This window comes from Pseudomonas fluorescens, from assembly GCF_000968015.1.
In the GTDB taxonomy this organism is placed as follows: domain Bacteria; phylum Pseudomonadota; class Gammaproteobacteria; order Pseudomonadales; family Pseudomonadaceae; genus Aquipseudomonas; species Aquipseudomonas fluorescens_W.
Genome location: NZ_LACH01000008.1, coordinates 46,385 through 69,464, shown reverse-complemented (window position 1 = coordinate 69,464; position 23,080 = coordinate 46,385). Strand labels below are relative to the sequence as shown.

The window sequence follows — 23,080 nt, the reverse complement described above, 5'->3', positions numbered from 1 at the left end:
ACCGTTAGGCCGCCATCGCGAGCAAGCTCGCTCCCACATTGAAATGCGTACCCTGTGGGAGCGAGCTTGCTCGCGATGAAGTCACCACGGTTCAGGCCTTTTTCTTGTACGCGATGCAGTCGATCTCGACCTTGCAATCGACCATCATGTTCGCCTGCACACAGGCCCGGGCCGGGGCGTGCTCGGGTTTGAAGTACTCAGAGAACACCTTGTTGAAACTGGTGAAATCCCTTGGGTCCTCCAGCCACACACCCGCACGCACCACATCTTCCAGGCCATAACCGGCCTCTTCGAGAATCGCGATCAGGTTCTTCATGGTCTGGTGGGTCTGCTCGACGATGCCACCGGTAATGATTTCGCCATCCATCGCCGGCACCTGCCCGGAAACGTGCAGCCAGCCATCGGCTTCAACGGCGCGGGCGAAAGGGCGAGGCTGACCGCCAGCGGCAGTGCTGCCAGTGCCGTAACGAGTAATGCTCATGAGTGTTTCTCCTGATTGAAACGTTAAAGACTTCTTTTGAAAAAATCAGAACCGCGTGTTTTTGAGAAATTCCGCCAGACGCGGTGATTGCGGGCGTTCGAACAGTTCCTTGGGTGGCCCCTGCTCTTCGATCCGCCCCTGATTCATGAAAACAATCTTGTCCGAGACCTCAAAAGCGAAGCGCATTTCGTGGGTCACCAGCAGCATGGTCATGCCGTCTTCGGCCAGGCCTTTGATCACGCTCAGCACTTCGCCCACCAGTTCCGGATCGAGGGCCGAGGTCACTTCGTCGAACAGCATCAGGCTCGGGTTCATCGCAATCGCCCGGGCAATCGCCACGCGCTGCTGCTGACCACCGGACAACTGACCGGGGAAGTGATCGCGGCGTTCCAGCAAGCCGACCCGCTCCAGCCATTTTTCCGCCAGCGCCACCGCTTCATCCTTGTGCAGCTTTTTGACCTTGAGCAAACCGAGGGTGACGTTCTGCAACGCCGTGAGGTGCGGAAACAGGTTGAACTGCTGGAACGCCATGCCAGTCATGGCCCGATGCCGGGCGATGACTTTTTCCGGATGCCGCACGCGCTTGCCGTTGACCTCGTCATAACCGATAGACTCGCCATCGAGCATGATCTGCCCGCCCTGGAACTCTTCAAGCATGTTCACGCATCTCAGCAACGTGGTCTTGCCCGAACCGCTGGAACCGATCAGTGTCACGACGTTGCCGCGCTGCAGGGTCAGGTCGACACCCTTGAGTACTTCGAGCTGGCCGTACTTTTTGTGCAACCCGCGAATGTCCAGCAGGGGCTGACCGTTTTGAGCATCTTTTGCGTTAGAGAGCGAAGATTGAGTCATGGCAAGGCCACCCGCTTTTCAATGTGCCGGCCGAGTAATTCGATGGCGTAGTTGATGACGAAAAACAGAAATCCGGCGAACAGGTAAAACTCCAGGGTCATGAACGTCCGGGCGATGATCTGCTGGGTGCTGAGCAACAATTCAGCCACACCGATCACCGACAGCAGCGTGGAGGCCTTGACGATCTCCGTGGACGAGTTGACCCAGGTCGGCAAGATCTGCCGCAACGCCTGAGGCAACAACACGTAACCGAGCGCTTGATAAAACGTCAGGCCAATGGCCTTGCTCGCTTCCATCTGGCCGCTGGGCAGTGCTTGCAACGCGCCGCGCACAATCTCGGCGACGTGGGAGCCGCAAAACAGCGTCAGCCCCAACGCACCGGCCTGAAAGGCACTGATCTGCCAGCCCAGCGCGGGCGCCATATAGAAGCAGGCGAGCACCAGGACAAACACCGGCGTGCCGCGAATGATGTCGACGTAAAACCGAAACGGCGCGCGCATCCAGAACTTGCCGTACGTCAGCACCAGACCGGCGACGATGCCGACCATCGTGCCCAACAGAATCGCCAGGGCCGAGACCTGCACACTGGTCAAAAATCCTTGCCACAGCACTTCCCGGGCAACCCATAACTCATGCAACCAACTGGGTGATTCGTACATGTGGCCTCCTATCGGCGAATCGCCAGACGCTGCTCGAGGTAACGCAGCATCATGGCAATGAGGTAACAGGCCGCCACATAGAGCGCTGTGGTCACCAGCCAGGTTTCAATCACCCGGTAGCTCTCGACATTGATCTTGCGCGCGTAATAGGTCAGCTCCGGCACGGCAATCGCCGCGGCCAGCGAGGTGTCCTTGAACAGCGAGATGAAATTGTTCGACAGCGCCGGTAGCACATTGCGCAGCATCACCGGCACGGTGACGTACGCCTTGACCTGCCACTCGCCCAGACCGATTGCCAACCCGGCCTCACGTTGCCCCTTGGGAATGCTCAACAGCCCCCCGCGAAACACTTCGGTCAGATAGGCCCCGGCATACAGCGACAGGGTGATGATGAACGACGGAATCTTGTCCAGACGGATCCCAAGGCTCGGCAAGGCGAAGTAGATCAACAGAATCAACACCAGAATCGGCGTGTTACGGATCACCGTCACATACACCGACGCCAGCACCCGTAACGCGCGGTGCTTTGACAGCAAAGCAAACGCCATCATCAGGCCGATCACGCAACCGATGGCGATCGACACCAACGCCAGCTCAAGGCCCAGACCGAGCCCCGCCAGCAAGGTGTCGAAATCGCGCCACACGGCGGCAAAATTCAACTGATAGTTCATGGTCAGCAGTACCTTGAACGGGGCGATCGGAACCGCCCCGCTCTCACGGGATCATTTGAATTCGACGGGAAAACCGATGGCTGGCGACGGCAGATCGACACCGAACCACTGCTTGAACGACGCCGCGTAGGTCGGGAACTCCACGCCGGTCATGCCTTCATGCAAAACGGTGTTGACGAAGTTCAGCCAATCCTGATCGCCACGTTTGACGGCGCAGGCGTAGGTTTGCGGACTCCAGGCGTAGGTCGGGCTGCGATAGCGACCTGGGTTCTGCACCATCAGGTATTTCACCGACGACTGATCGGTGGCCGCGGCGTCGGCACGACCGGAGTTCACGGCCTGATACATCAGGTCCACGCTGTCGTACTGATCGACCTTGGCTTTGGGCAACGCCGAATGCACCAGCTCTTCGGCGTACACGTTCTGCAACACCGCCACGGTCACGCCATCGCCGGCAGCTTTGAGGTCTTCGATTTCCTTGTACTTGCTGTTGGCCGGCAACAGCAGACCGACACCTTCGCGGTAGTACGGCAGCGTGAACGCCACTTGCTGCGCTCGGCTGGCGGTGACGGTAATGAACTGACAACTCATGTCGACCTTGTCGGTCAGCAGGTTGGGAATCCGCGCATCGGACGACTGCACCACGAACTCGACCTTGCTCGGATCGTTGAACAACCCTTTGGCCACCATTCGCGCGATATCGATATCAAAACCCTGCAACTTGCCGTCCGCTCCCTGGAAGTGCCACGGCGCATTGGTACTGCCCGTGCCCACAATCAGTTTCCCGCGGGCCAGCACGCTATCGAGCTTGCTGTCCGCCGCCTGGGCCACGCCCATGACAGCAGCCGAAGCCGCGAGAACAAAAACACACGCTTTAAACAAGGAAGGTCGGCGATGCATGGCAAGCACTCCAGGGTGATGTTTATTCCGCTATACCGGATATTGGTATGTAACAACGGAATAGACAGCAGAAAGTGTGCCACAGGATTGACGGAAAATCTTCGTGGATCCGAAAAGGCTATTAATTCAAGAGGATAGATAAATCTGAGCTGAATACTGCGCACCATCGACCGCGGCGAAGCTGCTACCGCGGGCTACACCCCATGAGTAGCAAGGCCACAAACGGTGCGTGGCGCACGATAAAAACACGGCGCAAGCCTGCCCGTTCGCACCGATACGCCAGGCTATCAGTTCATGACCGTTCATCGATTTTCAAGGTTGACCTGTCAGATTTGACAGTTGTGGGCCACAGGTTATGAGCGCTCAATCCGTGCAACCGCTCAAACCTTCCCTCACACGCGATTGGCTGGGCTTGCGGTTTTTGCAAACCACTTACAGGAGTTTTCACATGTCTCAACCATCCTCAACCGCCAATTTGCTGCTCAATGGTGAATTCACACAGGAAGGCCAGCACTGGACAGCGAATCCATCGGAGAAAGTCCGCTATGAAGACGGTTGTTGTGTCTTGCAGGCACCAGGCCTGATCACTCAGGACGTTACGATCGCCAGCGAGGGCGAATTCCGGTTTTCCGTGAAAATGAAATCAGAGCGAGGCTCCGCCTGCACAGCACAAGTTTTGCTGTACCCATCATGGGAGGTGCGACGCCTCGATATCAGCGGCGGCACCCCCTGGAGCGCGCACTTCGTAGACTTCACTGCACCTGCAGGCACCCACAAAGTGTCGATCAAGCTGGAAGCAAACGATGGTCCGTTCGACACTTTTGGATCGTATTTCGATGATGTGCGACTCGAGCAACGTTGAAGTCTGACCAACCGGTAGCCAGCCATCTGGCTACCAGCCCCTTCACCGCTACAACACGCGCCCCTATTGAAGACGGAGATTTCAATGAGCTCGATAACCACTCATACAGCACTGGACCCGGTCTACCAAAAGGCCCTGAAAACCTGGCGCCCAGTGATCCTGTACTTCGGCAGTGAGCACTGTCCCGCCTGCGAAATGGCGGGACCGGTGTTTCGCCAGATTGCCGAGCCGTATCGGCATCACGCGCAGATCTACATGCTGGACACCAGCGAATCACCCCGTCACCCGGACGTCACCGGCACACCCACCGTACTGTTTTACAAGGATGGGAAGTTGCTGAAGAAGCTCAAGGGAATCGGCACTGAGCAAACCCTGCAAGAAGACTTCGCCAGGCACATCGGCAAGGTGAAGCCGGCAACGACGAAGCGTAAACCGGTTCACGATCTGGCGTGGCTGCGTCAGACCCTGCGAAGGTTGCGCACTGTGCCTCGCGCAACCCGGGAGTTGAATCGGCGGGCGTGCTGCTAATCCGTGTCATCTCTAGTGTTTGAACAATCGCTTTCGCGAGCAGGCTCGCTCCCACAATTGACCGAGGTACCCAAACAGACACGGTCATCTGTGGGAGCGAGCCTGCTCGCGAAGCTTTTGCGCTTAGCGATTCTTGACCTGCTCGATATACCTGGCGACCGCCGCAGACTTCTCGAACCGACGATAAATCAACGACAACCACGAACTCGCCTCGCACCCTTTGATTGCCCGGTACAACACACCGGGCAAGCCGACATGCCCAACCACCGATTCTGGCACCACCGCCACGCCCTGCCCCAACGACACCAACGCAATGACCGCCACCAGCCCACCCGGTTGCGCCCCCAGTTTCGGTGCAAATCCGCCCTCGGCGGCGACTTGCAAGGTGCCGCTGATTTGCTCCGGCAGGATGAACGTCTCGTTCTGCAAATGTTCCGGACCAATCTCTGGCAATCGGCACAGCCAGGACTCGGCCGACACCGCCAGCACAAAACCTTCTGCGTCCAGGCGAATGGCTTCCAGGCCCTCTGGCAAAGTCATGGGTGAGCGGACATAGCCAATATCGAAACGCCCCTCGACCACCATCATCGGCAATGACGCCATGGGACTTTCCCGTACGTTGAGGCTGACGTCAGGACACTCACGGCTGAAGGCTTGCACCTGTTTCTGCAGCAAGCCCGAATACACCGCCGAAGCCACGTAACCCAGCTCGATATGGCCAATATCCCCGCGCCCGGCACGCTGGGCGTTGTACTGAGCGTATTCGAATTGCCGCACCGTCGCCTCGGCTTCGATCAGCAGCGCGGCGCCGGCCTCGGTCAGGCTGACTTCACGTGTCTGGCGCACGAACAATCGCGTGCCGAGTTCGTTCTCCATGTCCTGGATCTGTCGAGTCAAGGTCGGCGGTGCGATACCGAGTTGTTCGGCGGCGCGGGTGAAGTTGCCTTGCCGGGCAACGGCCAGAAAATAGCGGAAATGCCGTATGTCCATGGGTGTATTAGCCAAAAGGTAATGAAATCCCGTTGTCGGGCTAACGAAGCCTGCAACCGGTCGCGATAAGCTCGCCTGGCAATCACAGTAGAGAGCCCACCTCATGTACGTCAAACCCCGTATCGTCCTCATGACCAACGACCTTGCCCAAAAGGCAATCACACCATGAGCCGGGTCAGTCCTCGTCTGACACTGCTGACGGCCTCCGGCGTCTGTTCGCTGATTGTCCTCGACACCAACATTGTCGCCGTCACCCTGCCTGCGATCGCCCGCGACCTGGGCGCTAACTTTGCCGACATCGAATGGGTCGTCAGCGCTTATATGCTGGCCTTCGCCGCTCTTTTGTTGCCGGCTGGCAGCATTGCCGACCGCTTCGGCCGGCAGAAAACCCTGCTCTGCGGGTTGGCCATTTTCATCCTTGCGTCCATCGGTTGCGGTGCCGCGCCCAATGCGCTGTTCCTCGACATCGCCCGGGCGATCAAGGGTGTCGGCGCAGCCTTGCTGCTGACCTCGGCCCTCGCCTCCATCGGCCACACCTTTCACGATGAAGTGGAACGGGCCAAGGCCTGGGCGTTCTGGGGCGCGTGCATGGGGGTGGCGATGACCGCCGCGCCGACGGTCGGCGGGCTGATCACCGAATACATGGGCTGGCGCTGGATTTTCTACCTTAACCTGCCCGTCGGAATGTTCCTGATGGTGATGGTCTGGCGCGCCGTGCCGGAGTCCCGCGACACGCAGTCCGCACGCCTCGATCCCTGGGGTAGCCTGGCCTTCAGTGCGAGTTTGCTGTGTCTGATCTGGGGCCTGATCGAGGCGAACCGGATCGGCTGGAGCAACCCGCTGACCTACGCCCGGCTGATCGGTGGCGCTCTGTTGCTAGGACTGTTCGTGCTGATTGAACGGATGCAGCGGCGGCCGATGGTCGACCTGCAACTGTTCAAGCATCCGCGTTTCATCGGTGCGCTATTGGGCATGTTTGCCTACGCCGGTTGCGCCCAGGTGATGATGACCCTGCTGCCCTTCTACCTACAAAATGGCCTGGGTTTCTCGGCCATCGCTTCAGGGCTGGGGATGTTGCCGTTTGCCCTGACCATGCTGATTTGCCCGCGCATCGGCGTACGTCTGGCGAGTCGGTTTGCCCCTGCCACATTGATGGCCGCTGGTTTGACCCTGGTCGGCAGCGGCAATCTGCTCAGTGCCTGGGCGGTCAGCAGCGGCGGTTACCTGCCCTTCGCCCTAGCGATTGCCGTGACGGGCGCCGGTGCCGGGCTGCTCAACGGCGACACGCAAAAGAACATCATGGCCTGCGTGCCACGGGAGCGCACTGGCATGGCTTCAGGCATGAGCACCACCATGCGCTTCAGCGCCATCGTGCTGGCCATCGGTGTGTTCGGTGCGTTGCTGTCCAGTCATACCGAGCTGTTGTTGCGCACCAGTCTGTCGGAGCATGGCACGCAATGGCTCGGCCAAACCCAGGGCATTGCTTCACGGGTGGTGGCCGGCGACATGACGGCGGCGATGGGCCTGTTGCCGGAAACCGCGCGCACCGTGGTCGAGCCGTTGGCCCGGCAAGCCTTCGTCGGTGGTTTCAGCCTGCTGCTTTGGGTTGCAGGTTTGCTGGCATTGCTGGGTGCGCTGGTGGTGGGCACGCTGATGCGCAATCCGATCCCTGCCCCCTCGACTGCAGCCCTCGGCGTTAAGGCTTGAACCTCGCCAATACCCGCTGGGCATTCGCTTCGCAGCCCATGCCTTCGGGTCGCGACTGAATGTTGTCGATCACCTCCAACAGCTGCGCCTTGCTCTGCGCCAGATGCAGCTGCATCTCTTCGATCTGTTCGACTTTGCGCGTAAGACCCGCCAGCAATTCGTCTTGCTTGAACTCACCGGTCGCGCTGTCCGGCAACAACTGCTTCAATTCTTCCAGGCTGAACCCGGCCTGCTGGGCGCAAAGGATGATCTTCAGGGTTTGCAACGCTTGGTCGGGGTAATGCCGGTAACCGTTGGCCCGGCGTTCCACCTGCCGAATCAAACCCTGAGCCTCGTAAAACCGAATGCGCGACGCGTTCAACCCGCTTAACTGCGCCAATTCACCAATCTTCATCACGGCCTCATTTGCCTGCTTGACATTAAAGTTAACTTTAAGCTTAGCCTCTACTCATCACTGATGAGGAGTCAAGCATGTCGCCCTTCCAAGTATTGAATTTGCCCAACGGCCAGACCATCGGCAACCGCATCGCCAAAGCCGCGATGGAAGAGAACCTCGCCGATACCGCGCAGGCACCTGCAGAGGCCTTGTTCCGGCTGTATCAGGCGTGGGCCGAAGGCGAAACCGGACTGTTGCTGACTGGCAACGTGATGATCGACCGCCGCGCCATGACCGGCCCCGGTGGTGTGGTGCTGGAAGATGAGCGGCACCTTGAACGCTTTCGCCAGTGGGCAACCATTGGTCGGGCCGGTGGCGCGCAGTTCTGGATGCAGCTCAATCATCCTGGCCGTCAGACCATGGCCAACCTCGGCCAGCAAGCGTTGGCACCTTCGGCGGTGGCGCTGGACCTGGGTGGATTCTCGAAGATGTTTGCCGAACCCAAACCCATGAGCGAGCGCGACATCGAAGAGGTCATCCAGCGCTTCGCCACCAGCGCTGCCCTGGCTGAAAAGGCCGGTTTCACCGGGGTGCAGATTCATGCCGCGCACGGGTATCTGATCAGCCAGTTCCTCTCGCCGTTGACCAACCGCCGAACCGACCGCTGGGGCGGTTCCCTGGAAAATCGCGCGCGCTTGTTGTTGGCCGTGGTCAGCGCCATGCGCAAGGTCGTGTCGCCGCAATTTTGCGTGGCGGTGAAGCTCAACTCGGCGGATTTCCAGCGTGGCGGTTTCGATGCCGACGATGCCCGGCAAGTCATCCAGTGGCTCAACGATCAACCGATCGATCTGCTGGAACTCTCCGGCGGCAGCTACGAAGCCCCGGCCATGCAAGGCGAGGCCCGGGATGGTCGGACCCTGGCGCGTGAAGCGTATTTTCTGGAGATGGCCGGGGAATTGGCCAGTGTGGCGAACATGCCGGTGATGGTCACAGGCGGGATTCGACGCCTGGCGATCGTCGAACAGGTGCTCGACAGCGGCATCGCCATGGCCGGAATCGGCACGGCGCTGGCGCTCGAACCTCAACTGGTCAAACGCTGGCGTGAAGGCCAGAACAGTCACCCGCAGCTGCCGCCGATTCGCTGGAAACGCAAACCGCTGGCAGCACTGGCGAGCATGGCCGTCGTGAAGTTCCAGCTCAATCGCCTGAGCCGTGGGCGCAAGACCCGTCCTGACGTTTCGGCGTTATGGGCGTTGATTCTCGACCGCGTGTACATCGCCCGACGCACTCGCCAGTACCGGCAGGCGATGGGAATGAAGTAGTCCAGTTGTCGAAGATCCAATGTGGGAGCGAGCTTGCTCCGGGCGGCGTTCCGACGATAGCGGTGTGTCAGGCGACATCAATATTGACTGGCCGGGCGCCATCGCGAGCAAGCTCGCTCCCACAAGGGCTTCATCTTCCCCGCGAGGGGGCTTACCGTCCGGAAAAACGCAATCTGGAAAGCTGACGCAAATCCCCTGCGCGATAGTAATCATCGGTCCAGCTGTCATCCGCCGCCAACGGCTGGACCTGCTTGAGCGCGAGTTTCCTGGCGAAGTAGCGAAAGCGGTAATGCTCGTAGAACCGCAGCAGTTCCAGACCATAACGGTCTGCCAGATCGGTATCACCGCGAATGATCAGGTAGTTCTCGTCATTGCCATTGCTGGCCGCGGCACTGAGGTTATGGCTGCCGCTGATGATCGTCGGCGCATCGCTGGTGAAATCCGTCACCACGGCTTTGGTGTGCACCAGCAGGTTGCCCTTCTGGCCTTTCATGTTCTCTCGCAGCCACCCCTCCAGCCCGGTGTTGAGCAGCGCGGTGGCGGCGAATTCGGCGGTACGGTCGGCGTGAAAACCGGTGATACGGCTGGCGGTGTTTTGCAGGCCGTAACGCAAAATGTCGTCGTGGGGCTGGCCGAGCAAACCGTTCAGGATGTCGTCGGGCAAGGCGAACGCGGTGACGAACAGCACGTCCTTTTTCGCGGCGTTGATGATTTCGACAAACTCATCCAGATCCTCTCCGCCCGAGCGTGGTGAGAACCCGGCGAACGTTGGTTGCAGCGGATCCATCGGGTTGTTTTGGGTGAGCCAGTTTCGGGTGGCGCCAACATCCGCCGGGTTTGCCCAGACCTGCTCAAAGGTGTGCAGATAGCTGGCGCTGACGCGTGTGTCGTCCAGCACATGCACCACGTTGGCCTGGCGGTAAACGCCGTTGGGCGTGAAATTGGTGCTGCCGCAAAGCACCGCTTCCGGCTGACGCTGCCCCGCCGCGTCGAGCCGGCTCAGCACCATGAATTTGTTGTGGAAAATATTGTGGGTGACCCGCCCGCGCTTGTTCTCTGCCGGGATTTTTTCCAGGCTGGTCTCGTTCATGGTGGTGTCTTCATCGCCCGGTTGAGCGTGATACAGGACTCGAACGCTGACCCCACGTTCGAACGCGGCATTGACCGCCTCGACAATGGCCTGCAATTCATACTCGTAGATGGCAATGTCCAACGCCCACTGGCCATCCACCGCACGTTCGATAAATCCCAGCAAACGCCCGAGCAATCCATTTTCCAGCCATTGCCGCGGGGCATCCGGCCAGGCTTCGATGGGCAGGTTCTTGTTGGCGCTGATCAGCGCGTCGAGTTCAGGAAACTTGCGCTGGAACGCCTGGCTGGCGGCCACTGCGCGATTGAAGATCACACTTTGGTGATTCGGCTGACCATTGTCGGAGGTGACCGTCACTTCCAGGAATTCACCCAGTTGCGGCGCATCAACGCTGCCGTAGGCCAGGTGGATTCGGTAATGGATCGTCATCCCCGGATTGACCGCGTAATCGGCCCAGCGAAATTTCTGCAACGGTGCGATATCGCTGGGGGTGGCGTGAAACTGGGGAAAGGTATGCACCTTGCCGGGGAAGGTCAGGCTGTTGAACAGGAACAGCCAGGGCTTGGTGCCTTGCTGTTTTTCGATGGCGAAACCCAAGAGGCCTTTTCGGCGGGGTTCGGCCAGGTCCATGGCCAACAGCACGCCATTGGTGCCGGCGTAGGCCTTGACGCGAAAATCATCCTGATGGTTGGCGGCTAGAACGCGCATGACTCACTCCTGTGAAGATCAAAAGATCGCAGCCTGCGGCAGCTCCTACGGGGGTGTACGCCATTCATTGTAGGAGCTGCCGCAGGTTCGGGCCGCGTTCGGACGATCTTTTCGGTCACTCCATATCATCGATATGTCGATATTCGGCCTGCAACTCGGCAGCCAGGATTTTAGACCGTCCAAGCCGAATCGGCCCCCGTTCGATGTCGATCAGCAGACCCGGACAATCAAGCGCCGGCAACATCGACCAGTCCTTCAATCGGCCATCGGTCACCAGCAACAAGCGCTGATGTTCCGCCGGAAAACGTTTTTGTCGTGCAGCCAGCCAACGCCCCGCCTCACCCAGCGCCGCCAGCAACGGCGTACCACCGCCCGCTCCCAGCCCATCAAGCCAGTCGCGCAAACCCGCGGAGGCTTTCAACCCTTGCACCTGCCACTTCGGCACATGACCACTGGCGGTGAGCAACGCCAGACGTGCACGCTGACGATAGGCATCGTCGAACAGTTGCGCCAGCAAGCCCTTGGCATCGCTCAACGCCTGATGGCGACGAGTCGAGGCCGAGGCGTCAACGATCACCAGCCACAGTTCGTGGGGCGAACGGGTGCGCAGGTGAAACAAGACATCGTCGCGTTGACGCGGGCGGCCGTTCAGCAATGTGCCCGGCCAGTTGATCGAGCCGCTGCGTGCCGCGTGACGTTTACCCTGCTTGCCATTGTCCAGTCGTCCGGCGCGGGGCCTGGCATTCGCCCCCGCGTCAGATCGAGGGCGAATGCCTAGGGCTTTTTTGGCCAGCTCGGCACTTCACGTCGTGCGCCGACCGGAAGCGCCTGAGCAGGCATTTCCCCCCATTGGCCCTGGCCTTCGCTCGGGTTGGAATGCTGGGTAGAAGGCGTCTGGCTTTGTTGCGGTGCCGGTGGCGATGGTTCGCGGCGGCGATGGCGCAAGGCAAATTCGGCGACGGCGTCGATATCTTCCTCGGTAATGGTGCTCGCCCCACGCCACGCCGCATGGGCACGCGCCGCGCGCAACCAGACCAGGTCGGCCCGCAAACCATCGACCCCGGCGGCAAAGCAGCGCTCGGTAATCTGCGCCAGCGCATGATCGTCGAGCGGGATGCTTGCCAGCGTGCTGCGTGCTTTCTGGCAACGTTCGCGCAGCGACTGCTGTTGGCTTTCCCATTCGGCGCAGAAGCTGTGGGGATCGCTGTCGAAATCCAGCCGTCGCCGGATGATCTGGCCGCGCTCGGTCGGTGCTGTGTGACCACCGAGGGCGACGTTCAGGCCAAAGCGGTCGAGCAATTGCGGACGCAGCTCACCCTCTTCCGGGTTCATGGTGCCGATCAGCACGAACTTCGCCGAATGCCGATGGGAAATGCCGTCGCGTTCAATCAGGTTGGTGCCGCTGGCGGCCACATCCAACAGCAGGTCCACCAGGTGATCGGGCAATAAATTGACCTCATCAACGTAGAGCACGCCGCCGTCGGCCTTGGCCAGTACACCAGGGGAAAACTGTGCGCGCCCCTCGCTCAGGGCGGCGTCCAGGTCGAGGGTGCCCACCAGCCGTTCTTCGGTGGCACCGAGCGGCAAGGTGACGAATTGGCCGCTGGCCAGTAAGTCCGCCAGGCCTCGGGCCAGGGTCGATTTGGCCATGCCCCGTGGGCCTTCGATGAGTACGCCGCCGATTTTCGGGTCGATGGCGGTCAGGCAGAGGGCGAGTTTGAGATCGTCGGCGCCGACCACGGCGGACAGCGGGAAATGCGGGGTGTCGGTCATCTTTAATACTCGGTCATGGTCGGTAGCAGGCACACCTTGTACCTTGTGGGAGTGAGCCTGCTCGCGATAGCGGTGGATCAATCGACATCAATATTGACTGGTCGACCGCTATCGCGAGCAGGCTCGCTCCCACAGGGGGGGGTGCGGCGCGTCAGGTGTCTTCTTCAATATCCAGCAACAAATTCTCCAGCGCCTCGCGATATTCGCCCGGCTCCTTCCACATCCCCCGCTGCTGCGCTTCCAGCATTCGCTCGGTCATGTCACGCAACGCATGCGGATTATGTTCGCGAACAAAATCCCGGGTCGCCGGATCCAGCAAATACGCATCCGCCAGCAACGCATATTGGTGATCGTCGATCAGCTGCGTTGTAGCGTCGAAAGCAAACAGGTTATCGACCGTCGCCGCCAGTTCAAACGCGCCTTTATAGCCATGGCGCTTCACGCCGTCGATCCACTTCGGATTGGCTGCCCGTGAGCGAATCACCCGGTTCAGCTCTTCCTTCAACGTGCGGATCTTCGGCAAGTCCGGCTGGCTGTGGTCGCCATGGTAACTGGCCGCCGCTTCACCACTGAGGCTCTCCACGGCCGCGAGCATGCCGCCCTGGAATTGGTAATAGTCGTTGGAATCGAGCAAGTCGTGTTCACGGTTGTCCTGGTTTTGCAGCACGGCTTGCACCTGGCTCAGGCGCTGGGCGAACTGTTCTCGCGCCGCGGTGCCTTCGTCAGACCCGCCATAAGCGTAGCCGCCCCAGTTCAGATAAACCTCGGCCAGGTCGTCGCGACTTTGCCACAAACGTCCATCAATGGCGCCCTGCACGCCCGCGCCGTAAGCACCGGGCTTGGCGCCAAAGATGCGCCAACCGGCCTGACGCTTCGCCGAGTCTTCATCCAGACCCGATTGCATCAACGCTTCGCGCTCGGCACGCACCTTGGCGGCCAAGGGGTTGAGGTCGTCCGGTTCGTCGAGGGAGGCGACCGCTTGCACGGCGGCGTCGAACAGGCGGATCAGATTGGCAAAGGCATCGCGGAAGAATCCGGAGACGCGCAACGTCACGTCCACACGCGGACGGTCCAGCAGACTCAGCGGCAGAATTTCGAAGTCGTCGACCCGCTGACTGCCCGTCGCCCAGACCGGGCGCACACCCATCAGCGCCATGGCCTGGGCGATGTCATCGCCACCGGTACGCATGGTCGCGGTGCCCCACACCGACAGACCGAGCTGACGCAGGTGATCGCCGTGGTCTTGCAGGTGTCGTTCCAGAATCAGGTTGGCCGACTGGAAACCGATGCGCCATGCGGTGGTGGTCGGCAGGTTACGCACGTCCACCGAGTAGAAGTTGCGACCGGTCGGCAGCACGTCGAGCCGACCGCGACTCGGCGCACCGCTGGGGCCGGCCGGCACGAAACGACCGCTGAGGGCATCGAGCAGACCACGCATTTCCGCCGGGCCGCAGGCGTCCAGCCGTGGCGCGACGACTTCGCGCAGGCTGTCGATGATGGCGTGCACCTCTGACCACCCTGCCCCCTGTAGGAGCGAGCCTGCTCGCGATAGCGGTGTATCAGTCTCATCAATGTTGGCTGACCCACCGCTATCGCGAGCAGGCTCGCTCCTACAGGGGTCGGGTTCGGCCTCGGTATTTAAAGTCTGCGAGATCAGTTGGGCGGCAAACAGTTCCAGACGCTCGCGGGTATCGCCCGCCGTGCGCCAGACTTCATCGGTGAGGGTTTGCAGTTCCATCGGACGCGGTCCGGTCCAAGGTTCGGCGAGCGCACAATCCAGCGGATCGAAGCCTAACGTGAACGCCTTGGCCAAGGCCCGCAGCAGACTCGATTGAGCACCACGCCCATCGCCACGCGGAATGCGCAACAACGCCAACAAGGTGTCGATGCGCAAACGCCCGGTGGGCGATTCGCCAAACACATGCAGACCGTCGCGGATCTGCGACTCTTTCAAGTCGCACAAATAGGTGTCCAGACGCGGCAACCAGATCGCCGCATCGGCATCACTGTCGAGTTTTTCGTCCAGTTGCAGTTCGCGGTCGATGTGCGTCTCGCGCACCAGTTGCAGGATGTCGCGCTGCAATTCCCGGGCACGGCGCGGATCGAGCAATTGCGCTTCGTAATACTCGTCGGCAAGTAATTCGAGGTTGCGCAACGGGCCGTACGTTTCGGCGCGAGTAAGCGGTGGCATCAAGTGATCGATGATCACCGCCTGCGTACGGCGCTTGGCCTGGGCGCCCTCGCCCGGATCGTTGACGATAAAGGGATAGATGTTCGGCAACGGCCCGAGCAGCGCATCCGGCCAGCAATGCTCGGACAGCCCGACGCCTTTGCCCGGCAACCATTCGAGGTTGCCGTGCTTGCCGACGTGGATCACGCCGTGGGCGCCGTAGGTGTTACGCAACCAGAAATAGAACGCCAGATAACCGTGAGGCGGCACCAGGTCCGGGTCGTGATACACCGCGCTCGGATCGACCTGATAACCCCGCGCCGGTTGAATGCCGACGAAGGTCAGGCCAGAGCGCAGCCCGGCAATCATCATTCGCCCGCCACGGCACATTGGATCGTTTTCGGGCGAGCCCCAACGTTCCAGCACGGCTTGACGGTTGGATTCGGGCAAGGCGTTGAACATCAGCAGATAGTCGTCCATCGCCAGGCTTTGCTGACACGGGCGCTGGTCGAGGGTGTCAAGGTCATTGCTGACGCCGCCAAGCAATTGCTGGATCAACGCGGTGCCCGTGTCGGGCAATTCGGCCGGTAGCGGATAACCTTCTTTATGCAGCGCACGCAGGATGTTCAGCGCCGCGGCCGGAGTGTCGAGGCCGACACCATTGCCGATGCGACCGTCGCGGGTCGGGTAGTTGGCGAGGATCAGGGCGATGCGTTTTTCAGCGTTGGGCACTCGCGCCAGATCAATCCAGCGCCGCGCCAGTTCGGCGACAAAATCCATGCGCTCCGGTTGTGGCCGATAGCAGACCACATCGGATTGACTGCGCTCGCTGCGCCAGGCCAGGTCTTTGAAACTGATCGGTCGGCTGATGATCCGCCCGTCCAGTTCCGGCAGCGCGATGTGCATCGCCAGATCGCGCGGACCGAGGCCCTGTTCACTGGCACGCCAACCGGGTTCGTTGTCCTGGGCGCAAATCGCCTGGATCACCGGGATGTTGCGGCGAAACGGTCGCAGGTGCGGCGCTTCGGGGCTGGATTGAGCGAAACCGGTGGTGTTGAGAATCACCCCCGCTTCGACTTCGTCCAACAGGTCCTCGACCACCGTCAGGCAGCCGGGCTCTTTCAAACTGGCCAGCGCAATCGGCAACGGGTTCAACCCTGCTGCCTGCAAACGCTGGCAAAAAACATCGATGAAACCGGTGTTCGCCGCCTGCAAATGCGAGCGGTAGAACAGCACCGCCGCGACTGGTTGATCGGCGTGCCAATCGGCTTGCCAATCCTTCAGTTCAGCGGGGCTTTTGTGCGGATGGTAAATCGCCGTGCGCGGTAGGGTTTGCGGCTCGGCCCAGGCGTAGTCGCGATCCAGCCAACGACTGGCGAGGCAGCGGAAAAAATCCAGGGCATTGCTCATGCCGCCCTGACGCAGAAACTGCCAGAGGCGGTCGCGGTCTTCCGCACCCACCGTGCTTAGGTCGCTGAGTTCCGGGTCCGGGCGGTCATCGCCGGGCACCAGAATCAGCTGCACGCCGCGCTCCGACAGTTGCACCAGTTGCTCCACGCCGTAACGCCAATAGGCGATGCCGCCGTGCAGCGAAATCAGAATCACCTTGGCGTGGCGCAGCACTTCGTCGACATACAGGTCGACCGACGCGTGGTTCTGCACCTGCATCGGGTTGGCCAAACGCACGCTCGGGTAATCTTCGGGCAACTGCTGCGCGGCTTCGGCGAGCAGCGCGAGGCTGGAGTCGCCGCTGCACAGAATCACCAGCTCGGCGGGGGTTTGTCCAAGGTCGGCAATGTTGTCATCCGACACGAAACCGCCGGGCTGGGTCCTGAGCAGGTGCATGGCTTAAACGCTGAGCGCAGCGCGCAATTGCGATTCGAGCAGGGTGGCGTCCAGCTCCTGACCGATCAACACCAGACGCGTGGTGCGCGCTTCATCGGCGCCCCACTGACGGTCGAAGTGCTTGTCGAAACGGGTACCCACGCCCTGGATCAGCAGGCGCATCGGCTTGTTCGGGATTGCCGCGAAGCCTTTGACGCGCAGAATGCCGTGCTGGACCACCAATTGGGTCAGCGCGTCCAGCAGCAGGCTTTCGTCGGCTTGCGGCAGTTCGATGGAGATGGAGTCGAAGGCATCGTGATCGTGATCGTCTTCGCCTTCATGGTGGTGATCGTGATGGCTGTGACGGCTGTCGATGTGTTCTTCAGAACCGGCGCCGAGGCCGATCAGCACATCCAGTGGCACGCGACCGCTGCTGGCTTCGATGACTTTTACCGCAGGCGGCAGTTCTTCAGCGACTTCCAGGCGCACACGGGCCAGGTCTTCAGGGCTGATCAGGTCGGCCTTGTTGAGGATCACCAGGTCGGCGCTGGCCAGTTGGTCGGCGAACAATTCATGCAGCGGCGACTCGTGGTCCAGGTTCGGGTCGAGTTTGCGCTGGGCATCGACCTGGTCCGGGAACGCCGCGAAGGTGCCAGCGGCAACTGCAGGGCTGTCGACCACGGTGATGACCGCATCAACGGTGCAGGCGCTGCGGATTTCCGGCCACTGGAAGGCTTGCACCAGTGGTTTTGGCAGGGCCAGGCCCGAGGTTTCGATGAGGATATGGTCGAGGTCGCCGCGACGGGCGACCAATTCGCGCATCACCGGGAAGAATTCTTCCTGAACGGTGCAGCACAGGCAGCCGTTGGCCAATTCGTAGACGCGGCCGTTGGCTTCTTCTTCAGTGCAGCCAATGGAGCATTGCTTGAGGATTTCGCCGTCGATGCCCAGCTCGCCGAACTCGTTGACGATCACCGCAATACGACGGCCCTGAGCGTTGTCGAGCATGTGCCGCAGCAAGGTGGTTTTGCCCGAGCCGAGGAAGCCGGTAACGATGGTGACGGGGAGTTTGGCCAGTGTTTTCATCGGATGCCCTTTGGCAAGGTGGCGGGCATACGGGACGACAATCGCTGCGACGGATGCGCGCGCGGAAGAGTTCGCCACCGGATCACCCCGCCCGGTTGTAGTGAGAATCTGTGTCGAGGCAGGTCTCCTGGCTGACGGTTTGCCAGTCGTTGGACTGGCGTTGGCTGCGCCTTCCCGCGAACCCGTTGGACAGGGTTTGCAGTGGCGTGGCAGCGAACATCACCGTTCACAGTTGCGGGGGCAGCCGCGGCATCGACCGCGTTCCCTTCTTAGCTTCGGCAGACGCCGAAGAACCTCGAAAACGCAAGGCTACGCATCGTGTGGGGGCGGGTCAATGTCCATAGGGTTGATTGCGACCCCTGTGGCGAGGGGATTTATCCCCGTTCGGCGGCGAAGCCGTCGCTAAACCTGCTTGCGGGGTACGACTGAAGAAATGCAGGGGGCCGCTTCGCAGCCCAACGGGGATAAATCCCCTCACCACAGTTAATCCCCTCACCACAGGTATCCACCTGGGTATCGAGTTGAGAACCCTTGCCAATTGACGCCCAACCCCCGCCCATGCTCTCCTACACGCCTTGTTACGGGTGCCCTTCACAGGGTGAAACGGGAAACCGGTGAATCATGTGCTTTACTCTAAAGTCATGTCAGTCCGGTGCTGCCCCCGCAACGGTAAGCGAGCGAAGCGTCAGATCCACTGTGCCAGCAGTTCGGCATGGGAAGGTGATGCTTGCAGGTCAAGGCGAAAGCCAGTGCCCCTCGTGAGCCCGGAGACCGGCCCGCAACACAAAGTGACCATTACGATCACTGAACAACAAACCCGCGGTGGGCGGGCGCTGTTTGAACCTCTGCGTGCCCGACTCGCAGGGGTCTTCCATGCGCTCTATATCACCCGCTGACAGACCAGAGGGAAGCGCCATGTCGATCATCAGCAGTACCGGCAGCAACACCGATAAGAGCACCGCCAGCACCACTAATACCCTGACTCAACGCCTGACCGCCGCCGTGTGCGCGTCGATCCTGGGGGCGTGCCTTGTGTATTTCGCCGGTTTCTCGCACATCGAAGCAGTGCACAACGCCGCTCACGATACCCGCCACAGCTCTGCATTCCCGTGCCATTGAGACCTGATGACATGATCAAGCGTATTGCGCAAACCGCAGGGTTCACCGGGCTGCTGGCCGCCCTGTTGCTGACCCTGCTGCAAAGCTTCTGGGTGGCTCCGCTGATTCTGCAGGCCGAGACTTACGAAAAATCCGAGCCCGCCGCTGTGGAAGTTCACGAACACGCCGCAGGTGCTGTCGCCGCTCACACCCACGATGCCGAAGCCTGGGAACCGGAAGACGGCTGGCAGCGCGTGCTGTCCACCACCGGTGGCAACCTGGTGGTAGCGGTCGGTTTCGCGCTGATGCTGGCCGGTCTTTACACCTTGCGCGCACCGACCAAAACCTCCCAAGGCCTGCTTTGGGGCCTGGCCGGTTACGCCACGTTCGTGCTGGCACCGACCCTCGGTCTGCCACCTGAGCTGCCGGGCACTGCCGCAGCTGATTTGGCGCAACGGCAGATCTGGTGGATCGGCACGGCTGCCTCCACCGCGGTCGGCATCGCATTGATCGTGTTCAGCCGTCACTTGCTGATGAAAGTGCTCGGCGTGGCCATTCTGGCTGTTCCTCATGTGATCGGCGCGCCACAACCGGAAGTCCACTCGATGATGGCTCCGCAAGCCCTGGAAGCTCAGTTCAAAATCGCTTCGCAGCTGACCAACGTGGCATTCTGGCTGGCCCTGGGCCTGATCAGTGCCTGGTTGTTCCGCCGCAAAAGCGATGGTCAGTACCACGCATGACTGAGATCAGCACAGCGCCGACTTTAGTGGTCGGCCTGGGCTGCCAGCGCGGCTGCCCCGTCAGCACGCTGCGGGCGCTGCTCGATCAGGCGTTACAGGCTCATAAAATCGGACTTCACCAGATCAAGGCCCTGGCCAGCATCGACCTGAAGCGCGAAGAACCTGGCTTGATCGAGTTGGCCAAACAGCTTGAGTTACCGTTGATGTACTTCAGTAGCGAACAACTGGCCGGCTATCAACCGCAACTCAGCCACCGCTCGGACATCGCGTTCGAACGCACCGGCTGCTACGGCGTAGCGGAAAGTGCTGCCCTGGCCCTGGCCGAACACCTGGCCCAGGCACCGGCAAAACTGCTGATTTCACGACAAAAATATGCCCAGGCCACCTTGGCATTGGCCGGCGCCGCCTGAAATCCTCGATAATCCCCGCCTTCGATCATGAGCAATCTTCATCTGAAGCCCTGCCCAGCCCCTTTTTCTCACAGGAACCGACGATGACCGTCTACTTCATTGGCGCAGGTCCCGGCGACCCGGAACTGATCACGGTCAAAGGCCAACGGCTGATTCGCAGCTGCCCGGTGATCATCTATGCCGGCTCCCTGGTGCCCGCCGCCGTGCTGGATGGCCATCGCGCCGAACAGGTGGTCAACAGCGCCGAACTGCACCTGGAACAGATCATCGAGCTGATCAAATCCGCCCATGCCAAGGGCCAGGACGTGGCCCGGGTGCACTCCGGCGACCCGAGTCTTTACGGTGCCATTGGCGAGCAGATTCGCTACCTGCGCGAACTCGACATCCCGTTTGAAATCATTCCCGGCGTCACGGCCACGGCGGCTTGCGCGGCGCTTCTGGGCGCGGAACTGACGTTACCGGACGTGTCGCAAAGCGTGATCCTGACCCGCTACGCCGACAAGACCGCGATGCCCGCCGGCGAAGAACTCGGCAGCCTGGCGCAGCACGGGGCGACCATGGCGATCCATCTGGGGGTCAATCATCTGGAGAAAATCCTCGCCGAATTGCTGCCGCATTACGGCGCGGACTGCCCGATCGCGGTGATTCATCGGGCGACCTGGCCGGATCAGGACTGGGTGGTGGGGACGCTTGAAGACATTGCCGCGAAGGTTGAAGCCAAGGGGTTTCGGCGCACGGCGTTGATTTTGGTGGGCCGGGTGTTGGGCAGTGATCACTTCAGTGAGTCGTCGCTGTACCGTGCCGGGCATGCACATTTGTATCGCCCATAAGATCAAAAGATCGCAGCCTTCGGCAGCTCCTACATGGGATGCGTACACCTGTAGGAGCTGCCGAAGGCTGTGATCTTTAAAGACTTCACCCATAAAAAAACGGCGCTCACGGGGCGCCGTTTTTTATGTCTGCAGCGAACACCTTACTTAGTAGTAGGCGTTTTCTTTCTGCGTGTGGTCGGTGACGTCACGAACGCCCTTGAGCTCGGGAATGCGCTCGAGCAAGGTGCGCTCGATGCCTTCGCGCAAGGTGACGTCTGCCTGGCCGCAGCCCTGGCAACCGCCGCCGAACTTCAGCACGGCGATGCCGTCTTCGACCACATCGATCAGGCTGACCTGACCGCCGTGGCTGGCCAGCCCCGGGTTGATCTCGGTTTGCAGGTAATAGTTGATACGCTCATTGACCGGACTGTCGGCGCTGACCATCGGTACTTTGGCGTTTGGCGCCTTGATGGTGAGCTGCCCGCCCATACGGTCGGTGGCGTAGTCGACTACCGCATCGTCCAGGAAAGCTTCGCTGAACGAGTCGATGTAAGCGGTGAAGCTTTTGAGCCCCAGCGCCGTGTCTTCAGGTTTTTCTTCGCCCGGCTTGCAATAAGCAATGCAGGTTTCGGCGTACTGGGTGCCAGGCTGGGTGATAAAGACGCGGATGCCGATGCCTGGGGTGTTCTGCTTGGAAAGCAGATCAGCCAGATAATCGTGGGCGGCGTCGGTAATGGTAATAGCGGTCATGGAAACTCCTCGCAGGCTTGGGCGCAGTTTACGCCAATCATCGCGCCGCACAAAGTCCTAGTATTTTTGTCGGGAAAGCGCTGAAACTGCCTCGATAACCAATTCGCCGTCAATTCGGCCTTTAAGCCACCGATAGCTGCATTTTTCCACCCATTCGTAACTTGCCCACGAGCCCAGACCGATTGTCGCGACGCAAACGGCGAACATCACGTAGGGATTGATGCCATAACGCTGTGCGACAAAACCACCTGCGGACAGCACCAACACGTGCATTAGGTACACCGAGTAGGAGCAATCGCCCAGCAATTTGAGCACCCGACTGTTCTCGAAATAGCGCTCCAGCGCCATACACGCCATCACCAGCAGCGCGCTCGGCAGGCCCCAGGCCAGCAACCGTGGCTGCGGCGCCAGGTGATAAATCGCCAGCAACGCACCGCCAATGCCCAGCAACGGTAGCCAGAACCCGGGCTTGATCCAGCCGCGACGGTAAATCATGCCGATGGCGATCCCCAGCAAGAATTCATAAACAATGTCCGAGTGGTAGAACTCGCTGATCCACCCGTAGCCGGTCCAGGCCTGACACACTGCAAACAGCAGCGCCGCGACGACCAGCAGCCGAACCTGCATGCGGAACAGCAGTGCCCAGGCAAACAGCACGTAGAAGAGCATTTCGTAGTTGAGGGTCCAGCCGACGTTGAGCGTCGGATAAATCCCGTAGCCGCCGGGGTTTTCCGTAGGAATGAACAACAGCGACAGCAGGAAATGCGACCAGTCGACGGTCTGATCCGGCAAAACCGGTTGAGCGAACACCACCAGCAGCGCCATCAACACCGTATACAGCCAGTACGCCGGAACGATGCGGAACAGCCGATACAGCAGAAAGCGCCCCGGCGGCAGTGATTTGCCTTCGGTGGACAGGAAAATCACCAGCCCACTGATGACGAAGAAGACATCGACCCCCACCGCGCCTTTGTCGATGAACATCTGTCCCACCGGCCCACGGGCCTGGAAGTCGAAAAATATCTGCATGAAATGGTGGCAGACCACCGTCCAGGCCGCGAGCGCGCGCAGTGCCTGTACTGAAATCAACATCGACCATCCTCCCGATCACAACCTTCAAATCACCACAGATTCCCTGTGGGAGCGAGCTTGCTCGCGATGGCGGCCTGCCAGTCACCTCATATGTTGACTGTCAGATAGCTATCGCGAGCAAGCTCGCTCCCACAGGGTTTTTGTGGTGTCTCTGGATTGGGACAGCAGCTGCGATTCAA

The 23,080-nt window shown here is 60.6% G+C and carries 22 protein-coding genes and 2 riboswitches; of the genes, 8 read left to right on the top strand and 14 right to left on the bottom strand.

Going from position 1 to position 23,080, the window contains the following annotated elements:
- Nucleotides 1-91: 91 nt before the first annotated feature.
- The 5 genes from VD17_RS05285 to VD17_RS05265 are packed head-to-tail and all read right to left on the bottom strand — an operon-like array spanning nt 92 to nt 3,563.
- Nucleotides 92-481 (bottom strand): RidA family protein, encoded by a 390-nt coding sequence (locus VD17_RS05285; RefSeq protein ID WP_046052975.1) that lies wholly within the window; start codon nt 479-481, stop codon nt 92-94.
- A 45-nt stretch (nt 482-526) separates the two neighbouring features.
- Nucleotides 527-1,333, bottom strand: coding sequence for an amino acid ABC transporter ATP-binding protein (locus VD17_RS05280; protein WP_046052974.1), 807 nt, complete (start codon nt 1,331-1,333; stop codon nt 527-529).
- On the bottom strand, nt 1,330-1,992 hold the full coding sequence (locus VD17_RS05275) for an amino acid ABC transporter permease (RefSeq protein ID WP_008033040.1): 663 nt from the start codon (nt 1,990-1,992) through the stop codon (nt 1,330-1,332). Before VD17_RS05275 ends, VD17_RS05280 begins: the two co-directional genes overlap by 4 nt.
- An 8-nt stretch (nt 1,993-2,000) precedes the next feature.
- Nucleotides 2,001-2,663 carry an amino acid ABC transporter permease gene (locus VD17_RS05270; protein ID WP_008015908.1) on the bottom strand — a complete coding sequence of 221 codons (663 nt, stop codon included), beginning with the start codon at nt 2,661-2,663 and terminating at the stop codon, nt 2,001-2,003.
- Between the two features lie 51 nt (nt 2,664-2,714).
- Nucleotides 2,715-3,563 carry a transporter substrate-binding domain-containing protein gene (locus VD17_RS05265; RefSeq protein WP_046052973.1) on the bottom strand — a complete coding sequence of 283 codons (849 nt, stop codon included), beginning with the start codon at nt 3,561-3,563 and terminating at the stop codon, nt 2,715-2,717.
- Nucleotides 3,564-4,011: 448 nt separating this feature from the next.
- On the opposite strand from VD17_RS05265, the gene VD17_RS05260 reads away from it, so the two are divergent.
- Both VD17_RS05260 and VD17_RS05255 read left to right on the top strand, forming a co-directional pair.
- Nucleotides 4,012-4,425: a hypothetical protein gene (locus VD17_RS05260; protein ID WP_046052972.1), complete on the top strand. Its 414-nt coding sequence runs from the start codon at nt 4,012-4,014 to the stop codon at nt 4,423-4,425.
- Nucleotides 4,426-4,509: 84 nt separating this feature from the next.
- On the top strand, nt 4,510-4,953 hold the full coding sequence (locus VD17_RS05255; protein WP_046052971.1) for a thioredoxin family protein: 444 nt from the start codon (nt 4,510-4,512) through the stop codon (nt 4,951-4,953).
- Between the two features lie 123 nt (nt 4,954-5,076).
- Here VD17_RS05255 and VD17_RS05250 read toward each other — a convergent pair whose 3' ends face one another.
- Nucleotides 5,077-5,943: a LysR family transcriptional regulator gene (locus tag VD17_RS05250; RefSeq protein WP_046052970.1), complete on the bottom strand. Its 867-nt coding sequence runs from the start codon at nt 5,941-5,943 to the stop codon at nt 5,077-5,079.
- A 165-nt stretch (nt 5,944-6,108) separates the two neighbouring features.
- On the opposite strand from VD17_RS05250, the gene VD17_RS05245 reads away from it, so the two are divergent.
- Nucleotides 6,109-7,650 (top strand): MFS transporter, encoded by a 1,542-nt coding sequence (locus tag VD17_RS05245; RefSeq protein WP_046052969.1) that lies wholly within the window; start codon nt 6,109-6,111, stop codon nt 7,648-7,650.
- Here the strand turns inward: VD17_RS05245 and VD17_RS05240 are convergent.
- On the bottom strand, nt 7,640-8,044 hold the full coding sequence (locus tag VD17_RS05240; protein WP_046052968.1) for a MerR family transcriptional regulator: 405 nt from the start codon (nt 8,042-8,044) through the stop codon (nt 7,640-7,642). The two genes, VD17_RS05245 and VD17_RS05240, sit on opposite strands and share 11 nt — an antisense overlap.
- A 77-nt stretch (nt 8,045-8,121) precedes the next feature.
- Here VD17_RS05240 and VD17_RS05235 point away from each other — a divergent pair, with 77 nt between their 5' ends.
- The gene (locus VD17_RS05235; protein ID WP_046052967.1) at nt 8,122-9,348 is read left to right on the top strand and encodes an NADH:flavin oxidoreductase/NADH oxidase family protein; all 1,227 of its coding nucleotides are present in this window, start codon (nt 8,122-8,124) and stop codon (nt 9,346-9,348) included.
- Nucleotides 9,349-9,499: 151 nt separating this feature from the next.
- Here the strand turns inward: VD17_RS05235 and VD17_RS05230 are convergent, their stop codons facing one another.
- From VD17_RS05230 to cobW, 5 genes are all read right to left on the bottom strand, one after another.
- Nucleotides 9,500-11,146, bottom strand: a complete 1,647-nt coding sequence (locus VD17_RS05230; RefSeq protein WP_046052966.1) for a phospholipase D-like domain-containing protein — start codon at nt 11,144-11,146, stop codon at nt 9,500-9,502.
- A 115-nt stretch (nt 11,147-11,261) separates the two neighbouring features.
- Nucleotides 11,262-11,801, bottom strand: coding sequence for a vWA domain-containing protein (locus VD17_RS05225; protein WP_046052965.1), 540 nt, complete (start codon nt 11,799-11,801; stop codon nt 11,262-11,264).
- Nucleotides 11,802-11,920: 119 nt separating this feature from the next.
- Complete coding sequence (locus VD17_RS05220; RefSeq protein WP_046052964.1) at nt 11,921-12,919, bottom strand: ATP-binding protein; 999 nt, start codon at nt 12,917-12,919, stop codon at nt 11,921-11,923.
- 151 nt (nt 12,920-13,070) lie between these two features.
- Nucleotides 13,071-16,934: a cobaltochelatase subunit CobN gene (cobN, locus tag VD17_RS05215; RefSeq protein ID WP_046052963.1), complete on the bottom strand. Its 3,864-nt coding sequence runs from the start codon at nt 16,932-16,934 to the stop codon at nt 13,071-13,073.
- 3 nt (nt 16,935-16,937) lie between these two features.
- Nucleotides 16,938-17,999, bottom strand: a complete 1,062-nt coding sequence (gene cobW, locus VD17_RS05210; protein WP_046052962.1) for a cobalamin biosynthesis protein CobW — start codon at nt 17,997-17,999, stop codon at nt 16,938-16,940.
- Nucleotides 18,000-18,099: 100 nt separating this feature from the next.
- Nucleotides 18,100-18,312: riboswitch (cobalamin riboswitch) on the bottom strand.
- Between the two features lie 252 nt (nt 18,313-18,564).
- Nucleotides 18,565-18,793, top strand: a riboswitch (cobalamin riboswitch).
- 121 nt (nt 18,794-18,914) lie between these two features.
- On the opposite strand from cobW, the gene VD17_RS05205 reads away from it, so the two are divergent.
- From VD17_RS05205 to cobM, 4 genes are all read left to right on the top strand, one after another.
- Nucleotides 18,915-19,118, top strand: a complete 204-nt coding sequence (locus tag VD17_RS05205) for a CbtB domain-containing protein (RefSeq protein ID WP_008150980.1) — start codon at nt 18,915-18,917, stop codon at nt 19,116-19,118.
- 11 nt (nt 19,119-19,129) lie between these two features.
- Complete coding sequence (locus tag VD17_RS05200) at nt 19,130-19,837, top strand: CbtA family protein (protein WP_046052961.1); 708 nt, start codon at nt 19,130-19,132, stop codon at nt 19,835-19,837.
- A complete protein-coding gene (locus VD17_RS05195; protein ID WP_046052960.1) occupies nt 19,834-20,247 on the top strand; it encodes a cobalamin biosynthesis protein in 414 nt (137 codons plus the stop codon). The genes VD17_RS05200 and VD17_RS05195 overlap by 4 nt, the downstream gene beginning before the upstream one ends.
- 83 nt (nt 20,248-20,330) lie before the next feature.
- The gene (gene cobM, locus VD17_RS05190) at nt 20,331-21,077 is read left to right on the top strand and encodes a precorrin-4 C(11)-methyltransferase (protein WP_046052959.1); all 747 of its coding nucleotides are present in this window, start codon (nt 20,331-20,333) and stop codon (nt 21,075-21,077) included.
- 147 nt (nt 21,078-21,224) lie between these two features.
- On the opposite strand, the gene nfuA is transcribed toward cobM, so the two are convergent.
- The gene (nfuA, locus tag VD17_RS05185) at nt 21,225-21,809 is read right to left on the bottom strand and encodes a Fe-S biogenesis protein NfuA (protein WP_008150988.1); all 585 of its coding nucleotides are present in this window, start codon (nt 21,807-21,809) and stop codon (nt 21,225-21,227) included.
- Nucleotides 21,810-21,866: 57 nt separating this feature from the next.
- Nucleotides 21,867-22,901: an acyltransferase family protein gene (locus VD17_RS05180; protein WP_046052958.1), complete on the bottom strand. Its 1,035-nt coding sequence runs from the start codon at nt 22,899-22,901 to the stop codon at nt 21,867-21,869.
- Nucleotides 22,902-23,080 lie beyond the last annotated feature (179 nt).